This is a genomic window from Legionella lytica (assembly GCF_044626755.1).
In the GTDB taxonomy this organism is placed as follows: Bacteria; Pseudomonadota; Gammaproteobacteria; order Legionellales; family Legionellaceae; genus Legionella; species Legionella lytica_A.
Genome location: NZ_JBGORX010000001.1, coordinates 520,867 through 539,195, shown reverse-complemented (window position 1 = coordinate 539,195; position 18,329 = coordinate 520,867). Strand labels below are relative to the sequence as shown.

The following is an 18,329-nucleotide window of genomic DNA, read 5'->3' as shown; positions in this document are numbered from 1 at the left end:
GATGAGCGATAGTAACCACCACCGCTTAATCATCTTGGGTTCAGGGCCTGCAGGTTACACTGCTGCAGTCTATGCCGCAAGAGCAAATCTAAATCCCGTCTTAATTACCGGCATGCAGCCTGGTGGACAATTGACCACAACTACAGAAGTGGACAACTGGCCAGGAGATATTGAAGGTTTGCAAGGCCCAGCATTAATGGATCGCATGCAAAAACATGCTGAGCGTTTTGATACAAAAATTATTTATGATCATATCGTCAGCACGGATTTATCTAAAAAACCTTTCATTCTACGCGGTGATAGCGAAACGTATACCTGTGATGCATTAATCATTGCCACTGGAGCATCTGCACGTTACTTAGGTTTAGAATCTGAATCAGCTTATCAAGGTCGTGGGGTTTCTGCCTGTGCAACCTGTGATGGTTTCTTTTTCCGTAATAAAGCAGTTTGTGTTATCGGTGGTGGAAATACTGCGGTTGAAGAAGCTTTGTATTTGTCTAACCTAGCATCTCATGTCACCCTGATTCACCGACGAGATAGTTTGCGAGCCGAAAAAATCCTTCAGGACAAATTATTTGAAAAAGCACGAAATGGTAACGTTAGAATTATTTGGAACAGCGCCTTAGATGAAGTAATCGGTGATGGGAAAAAAGTTACTGGTGCAAAAATTCGCCATGTTCGTGATGATTCCACGGAACAACTCGATGTGGATGGCGTGTTCATAGCTATCGGCCATACTCCCAATACTGAGTTATTCAAAGATCAACTCAACATGAAAGATGGTTATATCACGATAAAATCAGGGCTTGATGGCATGGCAACCAGTACTTCGGTACATGGGGTCTTTGCTTGTGGGGATGTTGCTGATCACGTTTATCGTCAAGCGATTACATCCGCGGGTTTTGGGTGTATGGCAGCGCTAGATGCAGAGCAATATTTAGATTTAGAGCTGGAATAAACTCCCCTCCTCTCCCCATCGTGTGGGAAAAGAAAAACCCGGTTGTTTGGCAGCCGGGTTTTCATTAATTTACCTCTATTGCTTGGCTATTATTGATTTCTTCCCTTAGAATGTGTATCCATCGTATGTTCATATCACATTCGCCTTCAGAGCCGGTTTCAAACGCTAGCATTGCATAACTTCTGGAGAATGAGGGACAGGGCTTTGTGCTTCTTTAAAAAGCACTTGAGTTTACTTTTCTCTCAACAAAACCGTAAAACGCTTAGCATCGATTGCAAAATCGCTTTAGCATTATTACATTGTGGTTCAAAATCTGTTTGATACTTCTCTTTTAATGTAGATAAGTCACTCATCAATTGGCTTAATGTTGTAGACGGCAGGTTGTCATCTTAGCCTTCAAAAGGGTAAATTTTGAACGGATTGATATTTTTTGTCTATTGGTTTAAAGAAAATTCCATTCTGAAGCAGGATTAACTTATTGATTGGATGGAGTTGCTCTGGGCGTTTCTTTATTACGATTCAACATTTTTAACATAATGTCTTTCCCCATTGCCTCAATCATTTTCATAAATAAGGGCGGAGTTTTGGTTTGTAGGCGTCGCAAATCGGTATAATTCCAATAAATATATTCAACTGGTTCACGTGCATGGATGGTCGTGCTGGCGTTACCGTCACTAAAATAACTCATTTCTCCGATAAAATGATAATGCCCTAGTTCTAAGATTGAATCAGGAAGATCAATGTAAACATGACCATTGGTTATGAGCATTAAGGCTTTCACTGGTTGATTTTTTTCTAAAACAACTTCATTACAGGCAGAACCCCTATGGCTTAATTTAATTAGACGTAAAAAATCACTAGTTTGCATGCTGTCAAAGAATATTTTTTTAATCGATTGTAATTCATCACTTAAATATTTAGGCATCATATCTCGTATCAAAAAACCAATTTGCACGAAATTAACAAGTAACGAGGCAATTGCCCAGTAAGCCATGGGGGGGATGTGAGCTAATATTCCATATACTAGAAATGAGCCATCAGAAAGAGCAAAGATAATACGGATCAAAAGAACCTTTCTGCAGCTCAGGCTAAGAAGAATTAAAATGTTTCCCAAACTGTAAAGATAATCCAAGTGCAATTGCTTTCCCCCTCGCTGCATTTATAGTAATTGTAGAATATATTCAATATACTTCCAAATCTCGGGTTTTGGGAGCGTCAGGGAGAAACTGTGTAAATGTTAATAGAGCCTAACGAAGAGTTTATATTTCCAGATCCTGAAACCAGCGATAAACAAGGGCTATTACTTATCGGCGGCGACTTGAGCCCGCAACGTATATTACAAGCCTACTCACAAGGTATTTTTCCTTGGTATGGGCCTGGATCCCCCGTACTTTGGTGGTCACCTAATCCACGACTTATTGTACGCCCTTCGGCATTTAAAGTATCTCGTAGTTTACAAAAATCATTAAAAAAAACATTTAAAATCACTGTGGACACTGCATTTTCAGAAGTGATACGAGCCTGTGCTACGAGTTCGGAGCGAGTGGAAAATACCTGGATTATTAATGACATAATTGAGGCCTATACAGAAATACATGCAATGGGCTATGCTCATTCATTCGAAGTATGGCTTGACGATGAACTCGTTGGTGGATTGTACGGAATCAGCCTAGGACGCGCCTTTTTTGGTGAATCCATGTTTCATAAGGTCACTGATGCATCAAAAATTGCGCTTTATTATTTATGCCAAACGATGAAACAATGGGATTTTGATTTTATTGATTGCCAGCTCCCTACCCCTCATTTACTCAGCTTGGGTGCAGAAATTATTAGCCGTACTGATTTTATGCGTCTATTAAAAAATACCTTGAAATATCCGAATATGCAGGGGGTGTGGCAAACTACTTTTTCATAAACGTTGCGAACGCACAATTTATTAGGCACAGGAAAACCAAATTGTTCGCAACTATCTCTTGGCCAAATATCCTCCTGTATAACCAAACGCAACCTATCCTATGGTTTCATGTAGCTTGAACTACCTTCAAATAGTACATCCTTAGCCTTCCCTTCATAAGCACATAACCAGGCACCGAATACTTCTTTTGCCTGCCTCGGTATTTCATTCATAGGATTAGAAATTACTTCTTTAATGATTTCTTTATTAACAGTTATATTTTTACTATAGATATATACATTCCATTCTCGACCATTTTCATCTTCGATTATGGCAGCAGCACCAGTGGAAACTATTCGAAAATCATCTACGTTCATGGATTTTTTAGGCACAGGACAAGTAGGTTTTTCTTTAGGCCAAAATTGTCCAGCATTCACAACACCAACAAGACTGATGAGTATAAATAGCAAAATACGGTTCACTTAATGCTCCAGTTGTTTTATAAAGTATTGGATCTTTTATGCTATGAGGAGGTCAAAAAACCACCGACCTCATTTAACAAGTGAGGCAATGGTAGCCGAAAGGTTGGATTAAAACAACACAAGTGGAACAATTTAAAACAAACAAATCGTGAAACTATGATTGCAGGATAACGCACATTAGTACAATTAATACCTAAGTATAAATTTCAGCATTGCATAATTGCCATTATCTTCATTTTAGCAGTATACTTGCCAAAGAGTCATGTTTTCATTTTGAAAACATTAATTAACCGATTTGGTAATCATTTGAGAGACCTATGGCAAAAGAAGATCATATAGAAATGGCTGGCACAGTTATAGATACCCTGCCCAATACCATGTTTCGTGTTGAATTAGAAAATGGGCATATTGTTACTGCTCACATTTCTGGTCGCATGCGCAAGAACTACATTAGAATTTTAACGGGTGATAAAGTTAAAGTGGAACTAACCCCCTACGACTTATCTAAAGCTCGCATTATATTCCGCGATAAAAATTAACACCCTCAGATTTAAGACCATCTTTTTCATTCGGGCTCTCCTGTAATTGTATTTTTTCAGGAGAGTTTTGGTCGTGAATTTATAAATTACAGGTTTTGCTGAAATACGTCCAAATGCTACTTTTTAAAGTTCTGTTCGGAATTGCTTCTCATTTTTATGTGAATTCAATCATGCGGCGGAAAACTGAGTAGACCGAATTACCGCGGCCAAGCCGCGATAATTCAGGATAAAATAAACTATCGCCATGACGAAATTTACATACCCCGTCAAGGCCACATTTAAATTATAAGGCTTCGAAGATCGCTGCAGCCCCCATACCGGTACCGATACACATGGTTACCATACCGTATTTACCTTTAGTCCGCTGTAAACCGTGTAATAAGGTTGCTGTTCTAATTGCACCGGTTGCTCCTAAAGGATGTCCCAAAGCAATAGCGCCACCTAGAGGATTTACTTTCTCTGGTGGTAAACCTAGATCTTTAATAACCGCTAAAGCCTGAGCAGCAAAAGCTTCATTTAATTCAATCCAATCGATTTGCTCTAAAGTTAGTCCAGCACGTTTTAAAGCAACAGGAATGGCTTTTATTGGCCCAATTCCCATAATTTCAGGTGGAACACCTTCTACGGCAAAACTTAATAATCGTCCCATTGGCTTTAAATTATATTTACGAACTGCTTCTTCACTAGCCAACAAAGCAATACCTGCTCCATCACTGGTTTGTGAACTATTACCGGCAGTAACTGTTCCCTTTAATGCGAAAACAGGTCTTAATTTAGAAATAACATCATAAGAAGTATCTGCTCTTGGCCCTTCATCATCTGAAATCAACTTGGTTTTAACAGTGGTAGTTGAGTCTGCCAAATTTGGCTGTCTAATAGTGATTTCTACAGGTGCAATTTCTGCTTTGAAATCACCACGTAATTGAGCAGCAATTGCTTTTTTATGACTTTCAGCAGCAAATTCATCTTGCTGCTCACGAGTAATTTCCCACTGCTTCGCCACATTTTCTGCTGTTATACCCATTCCGTATGCAATAGCAACATGCTCATTATCAAAAAATGATGGATTTGCTGTGTATTTATTACCACCTAAAGGCACCATAGACATGCTTTCAACGCCACCAGCAAGAGCCAATTGCATTTCACCACTGCGAATCGATGCTGCAGCAGTAGCAATACTTTGTACGCCGGAAGAACAAAAACGGTTAATCGTCATTGCCGGAACAGATTGTGGCATCCCCGCAAGTAACGAGGCGATACGAGCTACGTTCATACCTTGTTCCGCTTCAGGCATAGCACAACCAATAACAACATCGCCAATTTCTTCCCAATCAACATCTTGGTGGCGGCTCATTAAAGTTCTGATTGTATGCGCCAATAAATCATCGGGTAGCGTATGTTTAAATACACCCCGAGGTGCTTTTCCTACTGGAGTTCTTAATACATCAACTATATATACATTAGTCATCTGTTAATCTTCCTTATGCTTCATTCTCTCTCGACTAAGCCGAGAGAGAAGATAAGTTGCACTTAATTACGTAATGGTTTGCCAGTCTCTAATAAATGACTGATGCGAGCCTGTGTTTCCGGCGTTGATGCTAAGGTAACAAAGGCATCGCGCTCTAATTTCAACATCCAAGCTTCATCAACCAGTGCCCCTTGATTGAGATTGCCACCACAAAGTACTTTTGCTAATTCTGTAGATAAGAAATAATCGTGTTGCGAAATAAAGCCACCTTCTAGCCAGTTCACTAAACCTGTCTGTAATCGAGCAAGCCCTTCAATCCCTGCAACTTTAAATTGTCTTGGTAAAGGTGGGAGGTAGTTTTCCGCATGCATCAATTTAATTTTGTTTAATGCGGCATAAAGTACTTCATCCGCATGCATTACAAAGGTATCCGTACTACGTAAATAACCCATTTGTTTTGCTTCAGCAGCAGAACCAGCTACTTGTGCCATCGCAATTTGTTGGAAATAGCTTTGAATAACCGTCATTAAATCAGCATGAGGAATACTCGCTGCACGCATCGCCATTTCTTTACATCCGCCCCCTGCCGGGATTACCCCTACTCCCACTTCAACTAAGCCAGGATATGATTCAAAGGCAGCAACAACCGCATCACAATGCATCATAAATTCACAACCACCACCTAAAGCACGTCCTCTTAATGCAGCAACTGTTGGAATTGAACTGTATTTTAAGCGCATGGCACCAGCTTGGAACTGAGCAATCATGTCATTAAGTGCTTGCATCTTATTGTCTTGGATCAATTTCATTACATGGCGTAAATCAGCTCCAGAACTAAAGTTTGCCGCATCCTGTTGATAAATAATGAGTCCACGACATTGTTTTTCAGCAACGTCTAAAGATGCCTCTAAACCATCCAAAACAGCCTGTCCTAAAGTATTCGCTTTACTCTTGAAACTAAGAACAGCAACGTCATCTTGTAAATGCCATAAACGTACCCCATCATTTTCATAAAGAACAGACGTTGGATGTGCTGATTCTTTGATGACTCGATCAGGGAAAAACTGACGCTTGTAAACAGGCAATTCACTGCGGGGCTGATAGTTATTTTTTTGAGGCGAATAAGCTCCTTCTTCTTTATAAAATGCATCAATCTCAAAAAGCCAGCCAGGTAACTGAGCGGTACTTAGCGTTGCTCTTTCCTTAATTGCTTCACTAATAAATTGGGTTGTTTTAGCTAAATCAGATAATTGCCAAGTTTCAAATGGCCCTTGCATCCAACCAAAGCCCCAACGAATCGCTAAGTCCACATCTCTTGCGTTATCCGCAATCGTCTCAAGATGATAAGCACAGTAATGGAATAGGTCTCTAAAACAGGCAGCTAAGAACTTAGCTTGTTTATTGCTTGATGTCATTAAGCCATGCATGCGGGCAACAGGATCAGCATTACCCATAATTGCTTTAAGCTCATCGCTTACTTCTGATTTTGATAGGCGGTAGCTTGCTGATTGAATATCATATACTTCAATGGCTTTACCATTTTTGCGATAAATACCCTGACCTGATTTTTGTCCCAAATGCCCTTCTTTAATTAATCCGGATAACCATTCAGGTAATTTAAAACTATGGTGCCAAGGATCTTCTTTTAATTGCTCTTGCATCGTACGAACTACGTGTTCCATGGTGTCTAAACCAACTACATCCATAGTTCGGAACGTTGCGGATTTGGGTCGTCCTAATAATGGTCCAGTTAACGCATCTACTTCATCTAATCCCATATTCATGGCTGAGGCATGATGCAAGGTAGTTAATAGAGAAAATACGCCCACACGGTTTGCAATAAAATTAGGGGTATCTTTAGCGCGAACCACACCTTTACCTAAATAGCTGGTAAGCCAAGCTTCTAAATGATCGACTAATTTTGCATCAGTTGTCTTAGCCGGAATAAGTTCTGCAAGATGCATGTAACGGGGTGGGTTAAAAAAGTGAACGCCACAGAAATTTTTACGGTGTGCCTCAGGTAATACCGCACACAGTGCATTAATACTCAGTCCAGAAGTATTACTAACTAAAATGGAACGATCCGTTAAATGAGGTGAAATACGTTTGTATAAGTCTTCTTTCCAATCCAAACGTTCTGCAATTGCTTCAATAATTAAATCACACTCAGTCAGCTCCGCTAAGTTTTGCTCATAATTTCGAGCGTGTAACAGGGCTGCTGTTTGTGCTGTAGCAAGAGGTGCTGGCTTTAACTTAGTTAAATTAGCGATTGCCTTGTCGATTAATGCATTGGCATTAGCATCTTTAGAAGGCAAGTCATAGAGAAGAGTTTCTATTCCAGCATTGACGCAATGTGCAGCAATCTGAGCACCCATAACCCCTGCACCGAGAACCGCGACTTTTTTTATGAAAAATGGTTCCTGCATTATTTTTCCCTCATTAATTAATGAATATCATTCACACTCATGGTCCTGTGGTTACAGGACCAATACAGGAATTGTTTACATTTGGCTAACCTGAGGCAAAATGGCATGATTGTAGAACACCGAAGCAAAGCACACAGCATCGGAGCTCAGAAAATCAGATCATTTTGGCCAAGATAATAGAAATATAAACAGTTCCTAAGATAGATTAAATTTAATACCCTGAGCTAATGGCAACTCACTACCCCAGTTAATGGTATTGGTTTGGCGACGCATATATGCCTTCCAGGAATCTGAACCGGATTCACGTCCACCGCCCGTATCTTTTTCACCACCAAAGGCACCACCAATTTCAGCTCCGGAAGTACCAATATTGATGTTTGCAATTCCACAATCACTACCCCAAGCACTTAAAAAACGCTCTGCGTGCATTAAGTTTTGTGTGAACATTGCCGAAGACAAGCCTTGAGGAACATTATTATGCATCTCAATCACTTCATCTAAAGAACGATACGACATCACATATAAGATAGGCGCAAAAGTCTCTTCTTGCACAATATCCCAATCATTTTTTACATTACAAACTAAAGTGGGCTGTACAAAAGAGCCCGATTGGTTCAATGCCTCGCCACCAAACACAACCTTGCCACCAGCTTCTTTCACGCGGGCAATCGTCTTTTTAAACTGCTCTACTGCATGCTTATCAATTAATGGCCCCATTAAATTATTTGAGTCTAAAGGATCACCAATTGTTATTTGCTCATAGGCAGAGCGCAGCTTTTCGATAATAAAATCGTATTGAGACTCATGAACAAATAAACGTCGTGTTGTAGTGCATCGCTGACCGGCTGTCCCCACCGCACCAAAAACAATCGCGGGAACTGCTAAATGTAAATCAGCTGATTCATCGAGGATGATGGCATTATTACCGCCTAATTCTAAAATTGTTTTCCCTAATCGAGATGCGACTTTTGCCGCAACTAATTTTCCTACGGCGGTTGAACCGGTAAAAGAAATTAGTGGAATACGCTTGTCATTAACCATCGCATCGATTACTGCCTGGCCTTGAGGAATAATTAAACTAAAGATTTCTGGACAGTTATTTGCTTTTAATACCTCATTACAAAGATGTTGAACTGCGATCGCGCAAAGCGGAGTCTTTTCTGAAGGCTTCCATAAGGTCACATTTCCGCAGATTGCTGATAAAAATGCATTCCAAGCCCAAACAGCCACTGGAAAGTTAAAAGCAGAGATAACACCAATGATCCCATAAGGATGCCATTGCTCATACATTCGATGATTTGGGCGCTCAGAATGCATGGAGTTACCATAAAGCATACGCGATTGACCCACTGCAAAGTCAGCAATATCAATCATTTCCTGAACTTCACCATCACCTTCTTGCTTAGACTTACCCATTTCTAAAGAAACCAAGCTTCCAAGTAAATCTTTTTTCTCACGAAGAGCTTGCCCTATTTGTCTGATGATTTCACCACGTTTTGGTGCAGGAACCATTCTCCATGCTAGAGCAGCATTTTGCGCACGGGTCATAACCTGTTCATAATCATCCATGGTACAAGGAGCTACTTCAGCAAGTTTCTCATTGTTTGTTGGACAGAAAGAGGCAAAAGTATCTGCATGAACATTGCTGTGCCAGCCTTGGCCACTGAAAGCTCCTGCATTGCTACCTTGAATATGTAATTGCCTTAATAATTCCATGTATAACTCCTTGAAAACTCTTTTGTATAGGATAAAACGGGACTGATTTAATTTGTCGCCCGCATTAGACGAGTCGTATACGGGGCGATATAGTATTGATACCCGTATTACGACTTCGTCTAATACGAGCTACGTAGTTACCTTAAGCGTAATAACGACCGAAGCGGTTTTCTAATACTGCCGATAATTGGAAATTTTCTTGATAGACTAGACCTTTGTACTCATTAGCTTGTCCTAATACCAGGTCAACTACAGCACAAACACCAGAAGCAGTACTTACTTGAATTGCAGACCATTCTAATCCTGCAATGACTTGTGGGTATATTTTCTTCACGTAGTTCTTTTCAGTCAGCTCACCACGTTTCATACCTTCAACAGTAACATAAACGATAACGAGATCTTGATAAGTCTTAGGAATAGAATTTTCTAAAATACGCTTTAAAGTTCCTCTATCTTCATTTAAGCGTAAATCATTCATTAAGAACTTCATTTTTTGGCAATGGCCAGGATAACGCATTGTTTTGTAGTTCATGGTTTGCACTTTGCCAGCATGCAATTCAGCCAAACTACCTAAACCACCTGAAGTATTAAATGCTTCATACTCACAGCCATCAATTTGAATTGCTTCCAAACCTTCTAGCGGAGATAAAGTAACCTCCTTGCCATATTTGATACCATAGCAAAGATTGCCGTACTCGTTGATTACCCCGTCAGTTGACCAGGTTAATGAGTAATGCAATGCATTGTTTGCGTTTTGTGGTAATGCACCTACACGCATTTTAACATGATGGCACTCTTCAAATTCTTGCATTAGACTATTTGCCGCAATGCTAATGAATCCTGGAGCTAATCCACACTGGGGAACAAACGCAGTTTCAGCATTTTTAGCAATTGCTTTTACTGCATCAGTAACCGATGTATCTTCCGTTAGGTCGAAATAGTTGGCGCCAGCTGCTTTGGCTGCTGAAGCAACATGCGTGTTTAAGAAATAAGGTAAACTTGAAATAACTGCCACAATATTATTTTTTTCCATATAGGCTTGTGTGGCTTGTTCATCGGTAACATCTAAAGCTACTGTTTTTACTTTGGGTAAAGCACTGAGTAATCGCTTTACATCAGACCCATTAAAATCAACATCGACCAAATGAACTTGATAAGAGCCGCTTTCCGTTAATAAACAGGCGATTAGACTACCAATTTTCCCTGCACCCGTAATCATGACATTGTACATATAAATCCCTCTCCATTGTAAGTCGGGGATAATCGTACACAAAAACTCGCTAATTGCAAAGTGAGCGGTGTTAATCTATATTCAAAATAGCTTTTTCAAATTTCTTGACCTGAAAACAGTACTCCTTTATCTTATGACTTTCCAATTTTATGACAGCATATGAAGCAAACTGCTTTAGCCAATTCCATTCCATTGAGTACTTCCATACGCATTGGCTATATTAAATATTTATTGATGCTTATTCTTGGGCTTGTAGCGGCATTGGGCTTTGCCCCCTTTCATATGCCTGGACTAACTATTTTAAGCTTGGCTTTTTTATATGCCAGTTTAAAAAATTGTTCTAGAAAACAAAGCTTTTATCGGGGCTTTTTTTATGGCATCGGTTACTTTGGCCTTGGGGTTTCTTGGGTTATTGTCAGCATACATGACTATGGTCAATTAAATTATTTCCTTTCCGGATTAGTAACCTTAGTTTTTATCATGTATCTGGCACTCTTTCCGGCCCTAGTTGCTTATTCCTTCAAAATTCTTGAGTTTAAGCACAGCAAATTGTTATCCGCTGTACTCTTTGCCGTTTTATGGTGTATCAGTGAATACCTCAGAGCAACATTGTTTAGTGGTTTTCCGTGGTTATTTGCAGGTACTGTACTGATTGATACACCAATTAAATACCTCATTCCGCTTCTAGGAATTTATGGCTTAAGCTTGCTGTGCGCTTTCCTTGCCTCATTTTTAGTACTTACAGTACAGGAAGAACACTCCAGCAAACGCACTATCTATGTAATTGTTTTCATTCTGTTGATGATTAGCCCGTTCGCATTCAAAAATGTGAACTGGACTCAAGTGCACAAAGACCCGATTACGATTGGTGGAGTTCAGGCAAATTTATCCATGCGGGACAAATGGGATGAAACATTATTTTGGAATATGTTAAAACACTATGAGCAAGCGATTAATAAGTTATTAGGCAAGCAATTAATTATTTTGCCCGAGTCAGCCCTCCCTTTACCCGCTAGTTATTTAGATAAATATTTGCATAAACTCAATGACAAAGCCATAAAAGCAAATAGTGCCCTGATGTTAGGCATATTGCAGCCGACAAATGATAGTGAAGCGAGTTACTACAATTCAGTCATTACTCTAGGAACAGGGAAAGGTAAAGTACTAAAGAGACAACTGGTGCCTTTTGGTGAATATATTCCCAAACCCTTACAAACCATTAATCGTTGGTTTAATTTACCGGATGCCAATCTAGTACCCGGAAAAATTCATCAGTCATTAGTTAAGGTAGCCAATCACCCAATCGCTAGCTTAATTTGCTATGAAATTGCCTATCCTTATCTTCTGAGAATGCAAATGCCAGAGGCTCAATGGATTGTTTCCATCAGCGATAATGGTTGGTTTGGACATTCGTTTGCCAGCTATCAACAGCTGCAAATGGCACAGATTTTATCGATTCTCACAGGTCGCTATCAAGTCGTAGTGAATAATGATGGGCTGTCTTCGGTAATTAATACCAATGGCGAGATAACTGAAATGCTTCCGCCCTTTAGCGCTGGAATTTTGCAAGGTACTATTTATCCTGCCGAAGGCATCACTCCTTGGATTAGATGGAGTGAAATGCCTGCGTTTATCTTTTGTATACTGTTTTTATCTTTTACTTTGTTCATGTGGTTTCGACGGAAGGCATGAGTGTAGTCCCTATTAGACAGAATCTTAGTACGGGATATGAGTCCCGTATTTCGCTGCGATAATATGGGTTACCATCGGGTACCTCTTTCAGAATACCTCTTCGTTACAGTCCGTAGGATGAGCTATAGCCTCTGGCATTAACGTGATGTCCAGAGAATGTCAAGAAATTTTTATGCATGCACGAGTCCGATTTTCTATTGCTGGCAAGCACAAGAGGAGTTATCCTTAGCGATCTTAAAGTTACTATAAAATAATATTGAACCATGGATAATACCTATATACCACAAGAAGTTGAGGAACAAGCTCAACAGTATTGGCATAAAAAACAGTCTTTCAATGTTTCTGAAGATTTAAACAAAGAGAAATTTTATTGTTTATCCATGTTTCCCTACCCCAGTGGAACATTACATATGGGGCACGTGCGTAATTACACCATCGGTGATGTGATCGCACGTTATCAACGCGCCTTAGGCAAAAACGTACTGCAACCAATTGGTTGGGATGCTTTTGGTCTACCTGCCGAAAATGCTGCGATAAAGAATGGCATTCATCCTGCGAAATGGACTAAACAAAATATAGAATCAATGAAAAAGCAATTTTTACGCTTAGGTAATGCCTATGATTGGCGTCGTGAAATTTGCACCTGTGCGCCCGAATACTATCGTTGGGAACAATGGTTTTTTATTCGCTTATTTGAAAAAGGCTTAGTGTATAAGAAAAATGCGGTTGTTAACTGGGACCCAGTAGATCAGACCGTACTTGCAAACGAACAGGTAGTTGATGGCCGTGGGTGGCGTTCTGGTGCTTTAGTTGAACGTAAAGAAATTTCCCAGTGGTTTATTAAAATCACCGCCTATGCCGATGAATTATTAAGCTCATTGGATACCCTAGATGAGTGGCCTGCTCAAGTTAAACAAATGCAGCGTAATTGGATTGGTCGTTCTACGGGAACAGAAATCCATTTCAACGTAAATAATTATACTAAACGTTTGAAAATCTATACCACTCGCCCTGATACCTTAATGGGTGCCACCTATCTTGCCGTTGCCAGCGATCACCCGATTGCGAAAGAAGCAGCAATCCATAGCCAAGAAGTAGCCGACTTTATTACCAGCTGCCAGGGTACTAAAATGGCTGAGGCGGAACTTGCAACGATGGAGAAACGCGGAATTGCAACAGGTATGACAGCAATTCATCCAATTACGGGTGAAGAACTTCCGATTTGGATCGCCAACTTCGTATTAATGCAATACGGCTCAGGAGCGGTAATGTCCGTTCCTGCCCATGATCAAAGAGATTGGGAATTTGCACAGAAATATAACTTAGCAATCAAGCAAGTAATCAAACCTGCTGGCGATGTAGCACATGATTTTACAAAATCAGCATACACGGGCGAAGGCACTTTAATTAACTCCGGTCAATTTGATGGTATAGAATCGACTACTGCAATTGCGACGATTACCAGCTTCATTGAAGACAATGATGCAGGTAAAGCAACCATTAATTACCGCTTGCGCGATTGGGGTGTTTCCCGACAAAGATACTGGGGTACACCAATACCTATGATCCTTTGTGAACAATGCGGTACCGTTCCAGTTCCAGAGACTGATCTACCCGTAGTCCTACCAGAAAATGTATCATTTACTGGCTCAGGCTCACCTTTAGCTCAATGCCCAGAATTCGTAAATGTCCCCTGCCCCAAATGCGGACAGGATGCTACTCGTGAAACCGATACCTTTGACACCTTTGTTGAATCATCCTGGTATTACGCACGTTTTGCATGTAAAGGCCAAGAAAATGCAATGTTAGATGACCGTGCTAAATATTGGACGCCTGTAGACCAATATGTTGGGGGAATTGAACATGCGGTAATGCATTTACTTTATGCTCGCTTTTTCCATAAACTGATGCGCGATGAAGGTTTAGTGAATTCAGATGAACCATTTAAAGCCTTACTGACTCAAGGTATGGTATTAAAAGACGGCCATAAAATGTCAAAGTCTGTTGGTAATATTGTTGACCCAAATCAACTTATTGACACTTATGGTGCAGATACAGCGCGTTTATTTGTGATGTTCGCCTCTCCTCCAGAGCAATCTCTCGAATGGTCTGATGCAGGGGTTGAAGGGGCTCATCGATTCCTGAAGCGTGTTTGGGCCTATGCTTACCAACATATCAATATGTTTACCGAGATTAATGACATTATCCTTGGTGGCAACGGACATGTGAATTGGCAACAAGCGGATAGTCGTTTGAAAAAATCACGCCATGTGGTGCACCAAATTCTTGCTCAAGCATCTCATGACTATGATCGGAACCAATTTAATACCGTTGTTTCCGGCTGTATGAAGTTATTTAATGAAATTTCAGCCTACTCTATGGAAACTGAAGAAGATAAGTTCTTTATTCATTCCTGTATGAGTATTTTGTTACGCTTACTGGCTCCAATCACGCCTCATATTACGCATCATTTATGGCAACAGCTTGGCTTTGAAAAGGCGATTATTGATGCCAATTGGCCTCGAGTTGATAAAGGTGCATTAAAGACTGAAGAAGTTGATTTTGTGGTCCAAGTTAATGGAAAACTAAGAGCACAATTTACAGCAAATGTTGATACCGCTGAAGATGTTTTAATTGAAGAAGCGAAACAACATGCACATGATTTTATCGCGGGTAAAGCGGTTAAAAAAGCAATTGTAGTAGTACACCGACAGTTAATTAACCTGGTCGTTGCCTAATGAAAAAGCTGTTCATACCACTAATGCTTAGCCTTATGCTCTGTGCATGCGGTTTTCACTTACGTGGTATGACGAATGTCCCTACTTGGCTCAATGATATTGCAATTATTGCCAAAAACTCGGATAAAGAGCTAATTTCGATACTTCAGGCGCAAATAGAAGGTTATAATATTCATGTGGAATCAGACCCTGCTCTAGCTAAATACTGGCTAATCATCAACCGCGAACTTATTTCACGTCAAATTGTTAGTGTGGGAGCAAGTACCAACCCAAGACAATATGTGCTCACCTTAGCCATTGATTTTATGCTGCAAACTCGTAAGGGAAAAATAATAAAATTACCTAAAACAGTTCAGGTTACACGTCAAATTACCATAAACAATGATCGCATTCTGGGCTCCACCGATGAAGAAGCTATTTTAATAAGTGAAATGAAGCAAGATGCGGCCGTTCAACTATTAAACCAACTCAGTCATCGTGATGTAGAAGTAAATATTAATGGAATTCAGCCTGTTAATTAACTAATGAAATACCATGCAGATTAAACAGCAAATGCTTGCCCAGCAAGTACAAAAAAAAATTGCCCCCTTCTATATGCTGATTGGTCAGGATACATATCTTCTTGATGAGTCATTGCGCACGATAAAAACCGCCATTAAAAAAGATTATGAGTGTGATGAAAAAATACTCTCTATTCAATCTGCAGATGATTGGAATAATGTTCTTGAGGAAGCCAACAGCTATTCTTTATTTTCCGATGCCATCTTATTGAATATTTATTTCGATAAAAAATCCCTCGATGCCAATGGAAAAAAAATTATCACCAATTATCTAAACTCGATTAATACCCGCTGCTTTATTATCATTCGTGCACCCAATATACCGGCAAAGCAATTACAATGGTTAGCCTCCCATGAACAAGCCATTCTTTCAGTTGCTTACGCACTAGGTCCGGCGAATATGAAGGGATGGATTGCCGCCCAACTAAGAGCTCATGCGTTTAACTTTGACCCATTAGTGCCCGAAATAATTCATCATTACACACAAGGTAATATGCTTGCTTGTGCTCAAGTCATTGAGAAACTGGTTTTAACCTATGCTCCCACTGATAAGATTAGTGTTCAACAGGCCCAAGAACAATTATCCGATCAATGTGATCATGATTTGTTTGAATTAACAGAAGCTTGCTTATTAGGTAACCCTGCACAAGCCATTCCAATTTTAAGGCATGCCGCAAATAACAAAACTGAAGCCACTTTAGTATTGTGGATGCTCACTCAAGAAGTAAGACTTTTACTTCAGCTATCTCATTTATTGCAACAACAAATGGATATTAAAACAGCCTGTAGCCAATTAAAAATATGGCCGCAGCGTTTTAACCATTACCAAACCGCCAGCAAGCGCTTAAATAGAGCCGAACTCCAACGATTACACCAATATTGCTACCAAATTGATGAACGCATTAAATCAAGCGTTAATGGCCAAATATGGAATGCACTGGAAAATCTGGCTTTATCACTATGCATTGGGAAATTAGTGGGGGATACATGGAGCATATAGCAATTTTTGGCGGGACCTTTGACCCAATTCATAATGGACATTTGCAAACAAGTTTAAGTATTCAATCCTCTTTTAAATTTGATTCTTATTTTTTTTTACCCTGTAAAGTCCCAACAATAAAGCCAGCAGCCTCGGCGACTAATAAACAACGTATAAAAATGATTGAGTTAGCCCTAAAGGCTTATCCTCAATTTAAATTGGATTTACGTGAGATCGAACGCGGCAGCCCCTCTTATATGGTTGAGACGCTGCAAAGCTTTAGAAAAGAATATTCCAATGCGTCAATTACATTAATTATTGGCTACGATGCCTTTATTTCATTACCTAGATGGCATCAATGGGAAAAACTGATTACTTTAGCCCATATTATGGTTATCAATCGCAATGAGTTTCTTCAGCATCAAACTTCCGAGTTAATGCAACAATTCACGAGCGATTATCAATGTAAGGACAAAACCGTATTGTTAAATAGTACGGCAGGAGCAATTTTTATGTTTGATGCCGGTCATTATGAGATATCCTCGACAAAAATCCGTGAAGAAATCAAAGATGACGTGAATGTAGGATTGCAACTCCCCCAAGAAGTCTATCAATACATTAAAAATGAAGGATTATATCAGGCATCATGAATGCCCTTTAATGACTTCCATTGGCTCAACCAAATGATAATTGCTAAAACGTCCCCAATACCTTGCTGTGGCTCTAACCATATCAGGGTCAAGGTATGGGCGAATGCTGTATTGGCTTGAAAATAAGCCGAGAACCAGTAACTTAACCTCAATAAATTTATCAATATTAATAAATACATTAGGCTTAAAATCTACGGTACAAGATGGAGATAAGTAACAGTATAGATTAGGAATTTTTCTGCATGCAGTGATTGTTGATTGATAAGTACTACGATGATCCTGATGGCTGTCATGGAACGAATGTGTATAAATATGAGTGGGTTGTACTTCTTGCACGATTTTTTCAATAAATTGAATAGTGGTCGCTGAATGATTAATATCCGTATCGGTGAAGCTTCCCATAAATAATTGGGCATTTTGAATTTCTGCTGCTTTCTGTGACTCCAGCGTTCTAATTGATGAATCCCCTCCTACTTCACCCATGCTTAAAGTAAGAATGTTTAAAGAATCTCCATCCGCCCGATGCTTCGCTAACGTTCCTGCGCAACCAAACTCTACATCATCAGGATGAGCACCGATTGCTAGCACTATTTTTTTGTCTTTAAATCGTCTGCCTCTGGACTCTTCTGCTAAAGTTAAGGTCTTGGCAACAAATTCTTTTTCCTGTAGCGGCTTAAAAAATAAACCATCGGCATGGTTTTGCATAGCAGAAATAATAAAATCCACCTTTTTGTCTTCGGTAACAATCAGTAATGAGGTTTCTGGATTTGCATTCTTTACCATAATGGTAATATCTAAATCATCCATTTCAGGTAAATTCATGTCGGTAATGACTAGATCCCAATCAGCAAGTGCTACTTGTCTCTTACATTCGTCAAGATCTGCGACATGAGTTACATCCGCTTTATCCTGCAACCAATAGAGAATGCTACGAGCCACCTTAATATTAGGCTCAATGAGTAAAATTTTATAGAGTGGTTTTTCCATAACATACCC

Annotated in this window: 15 protein-coding genes; 8 read left to right on the top strand and 7 right to left on the bottom strand. The window is 39.8% G+C overall.

What is annotated here, in order from left to right; translation table 11 throughout:
- The first annotated feature begins 1 nt into the window (after position 1).
- Entirely contained in the window at positions 2 to 958 is a 957-nt protein-coding gene (trxB, locus tag ACD661_RS02235) for a thioredoxin-disulfide reductase (protein ID WP_400185998.1), read from the top strand.
- Between the two features lie 475 nt (positions 959 to 1,433).
- On the opposite strand, the gene ACD661_RS02230 is transcribed toward trxB, so the two are convergent.
- Complete coding sequence (locus ACD661_RS02230; RefSeq protein ID WP_400185997.1) at positions 1,434 to 2,024, bottom strand: cyclic nucleotide-binding domain-containing protein; 591 nt, start codon at positions 2,022 to 2,024, stop codon at positions 1,434 to 1,436.
- Between the two features lie 168 nt (positions 2,025 to 2,192).
- Between ACD661_RS02230 and aat the strand changes: the two genes are divergently transcribed.
- Positions 2,193 to 2,873, top strand: coding sequence for a leucyl/phenylalanyl-tRNA--protein transferase (gene aat / locus ACD661_RS02225; protein WP_400185995.1), 681 nt, complete (start codon positions 2,193 to 2,195; stop codon positions 2,871 to 2,873).
- 98 nt (positions 2,874 to 2,971) lie between these two features.
- Here aat and ACD661_RS02220 read toward each other — a convergent pair whose 3' ends face one another.
- Positions 2,972 to 3,334: a hypothetical protein gene (locus tag ACD661_RS02220; RefSeq protein WP_400185993.1), complete on the bottom strand. Its 363-nt coding sequence runs from the start codon at positions 3,332 to 3,334 to the stop codon at positions 2,972 to 2,974.
- A gap of 317 nt (positions 3,335 to 3,651) precedes the next feature.
- On the opposite strand from ACD661_RS02220, the gene infA reads away from it, so the two are divergent.
- The gene (gene infA / locus ACD661_RS02215) at positions 3,652 to 3,873 is read left to right on the top strand and encodes a translation initiation factor IF-1 (protein ID WP_252578672.1); all 222 of its coding nucleotides are present in this window, start codon (positions 3,652 to 3,654) and stop codon (positions 3,871 to 3,873) included.
- A 283-nt stretch (positions 3,874 to 4,156) separates the two neighbouring features.
- Here the strand turns inward: infA and ACD661_RS02210 are convergent, their stop codons facing one another.
- The 4 genes from ACD661_RS02210 to ACD661_RS02195 all read right to left on the bottom strand — a co-directional run bounded on the left by ACD661_RS02210 (position 4,157) and on the right by ACD661_RS02195 (position 10,714).
- Positions 4,157 to 5,341, bottom strand: coding sequence for an acetyl-CoA C-acyltransferase (locus ACD661_RS02210; protein WP_400185991.1), 1,185 nt, complete (start codon positions 5,339 to 5,341; stop codon positions 4,157 to 4,159).
- Positions 5,342 to 5,403: 62 nt separating this feature from the next.
- Positions 5,404 to 7,767: a 3-hydroxyacyl-CoA dehydrogenase/enoyl-CoA hydratase family protein gene (locus tag ACD661_RS02205; protein ID WP_400185990.1), complete on the bottom strand. Its 2,364-nt coding sequence runs from the start codon at positions 7,765 to 7,767 to the stop codon at positions 5,404 to 5,406.
- A 195-nt stretch (positions 7,768 to 7,962) separates the two neighbouring features.
- A complete protein-coding gene (gene amaB, locus ACD661_RS02200) occupies positions 7,963 to 9,483 on the bottom strand; it encodes an L-piperidine-6-carboxylate dehydrogenase (RefSeq protein ID WP_400185988.1) in 1,521 nt (506 codons plus the stop codon).
- Between the two features lie 142 nt (positions 9,484 to 9,625).
- Entirely contained in the window at positions 9,626 to 10,714 is a 1,089-nt protein-coding gene (locus ACD661_RS02195) for a saccharopine dehydrogenase family protein (protein WP_400185986.1), read from the bottom strand.
- 159 nt (positions 10,715 to 10,873) lie between these two features.
- On the opposite strand from ACD661_RS02195, the gene lnt reads away from it, so the two are divergent.
- The 5 genes from lnt to nadD all read left to right on the top strand — a co-directional run bounded on the left by lnt (position 10,874) and on the right by nadD (position 17,333).
- Complete coding sequence (gene lnt, locus ACD661_RS02190; protein WP_400185984.1) at positions 10,874 to 12,406, top strand: apolipoprotein N-acyltransferase; 1,533 nt, start codon at positions 10,874 to 10,876, stop codon at positions 12,404 to 12,406.
- Between the two features lie 263 nt (positions 12,407 to 12,669).
- Positions 12,670 to 15,144: a leucine--tRNA ligase gene (leuS, locus tag ACD661_RS02185; RefSeq protein WP_400185983.1), complete on the top strand. Its 2,475-nt coding sequence runs from the start codon at positions 12,670 to 12,672 to the stop codon at positions 15,142 to 15,144.
- Positions 15,144 to 15,665 (top strand): LPS-assembly lipoprotein LptE, encoded by a 522-nt coding sequence (locus ACD661_RS02180; RefSeq protein WP_400185982.1) that lies wholly within the window; start codon positions 15,144 to 15,146, stop codon positions 15,663 to 15,665. Before leuS ends, ACD661_RS02180 begins: the two co-directional genes overlap by 1 nt.
- A gap of 13 nt (positions 15,666 to 15,678) precedes the next feature.
- Positions 15,679 to 16,704 carry a DNA polymerase III subunit delta gene (gene holA, locus ACD661_RS02175; RefSeq protein ID WP_400185980.1) on the top strand — a complete coding sequence of 342 codons (1,026 nt, stop codon included), beginning with the start codon at positions 15,679 to 15,681 and terminating at the stop codon, positions 16,702 to 16,704.
- Positions 16,692 to 17,333: a nicotinate-nucleotide adenylyltransferase gene (nadD, locus tag ACD661_RS02170; RefSeq protein ID WP_400185979.1), complete on the top strand. Its 642-nt coding sequence runs from the start codon at positions 16,692 to 16,694 to the stop codon at positions 17,331 to 17,333. The genes holA and nadD overlap by 13 nt, the downstream gene beginning before the upstream one ends.
- Here nadD and ACD661_RS02165 read toward each other — a convergent pair.
- On the bottom strand, positions 17,328 to 18,320 hold the full coding sequence (locus tag ACD661_RS02165; protein ID WP_400185977.1) for a PIG-L family deacetylase: 993 nt from the start codon (positions 18,318 to 18,320) through the stop codon (positions 17,328 to 17,330). The two genes, nadD and ACD661_RS02165, sit on opposite strands and share 6 nt — an antisense overlap.
- Positions 18,321 to 18,329 lie beyond the last annotated feature (9 nt).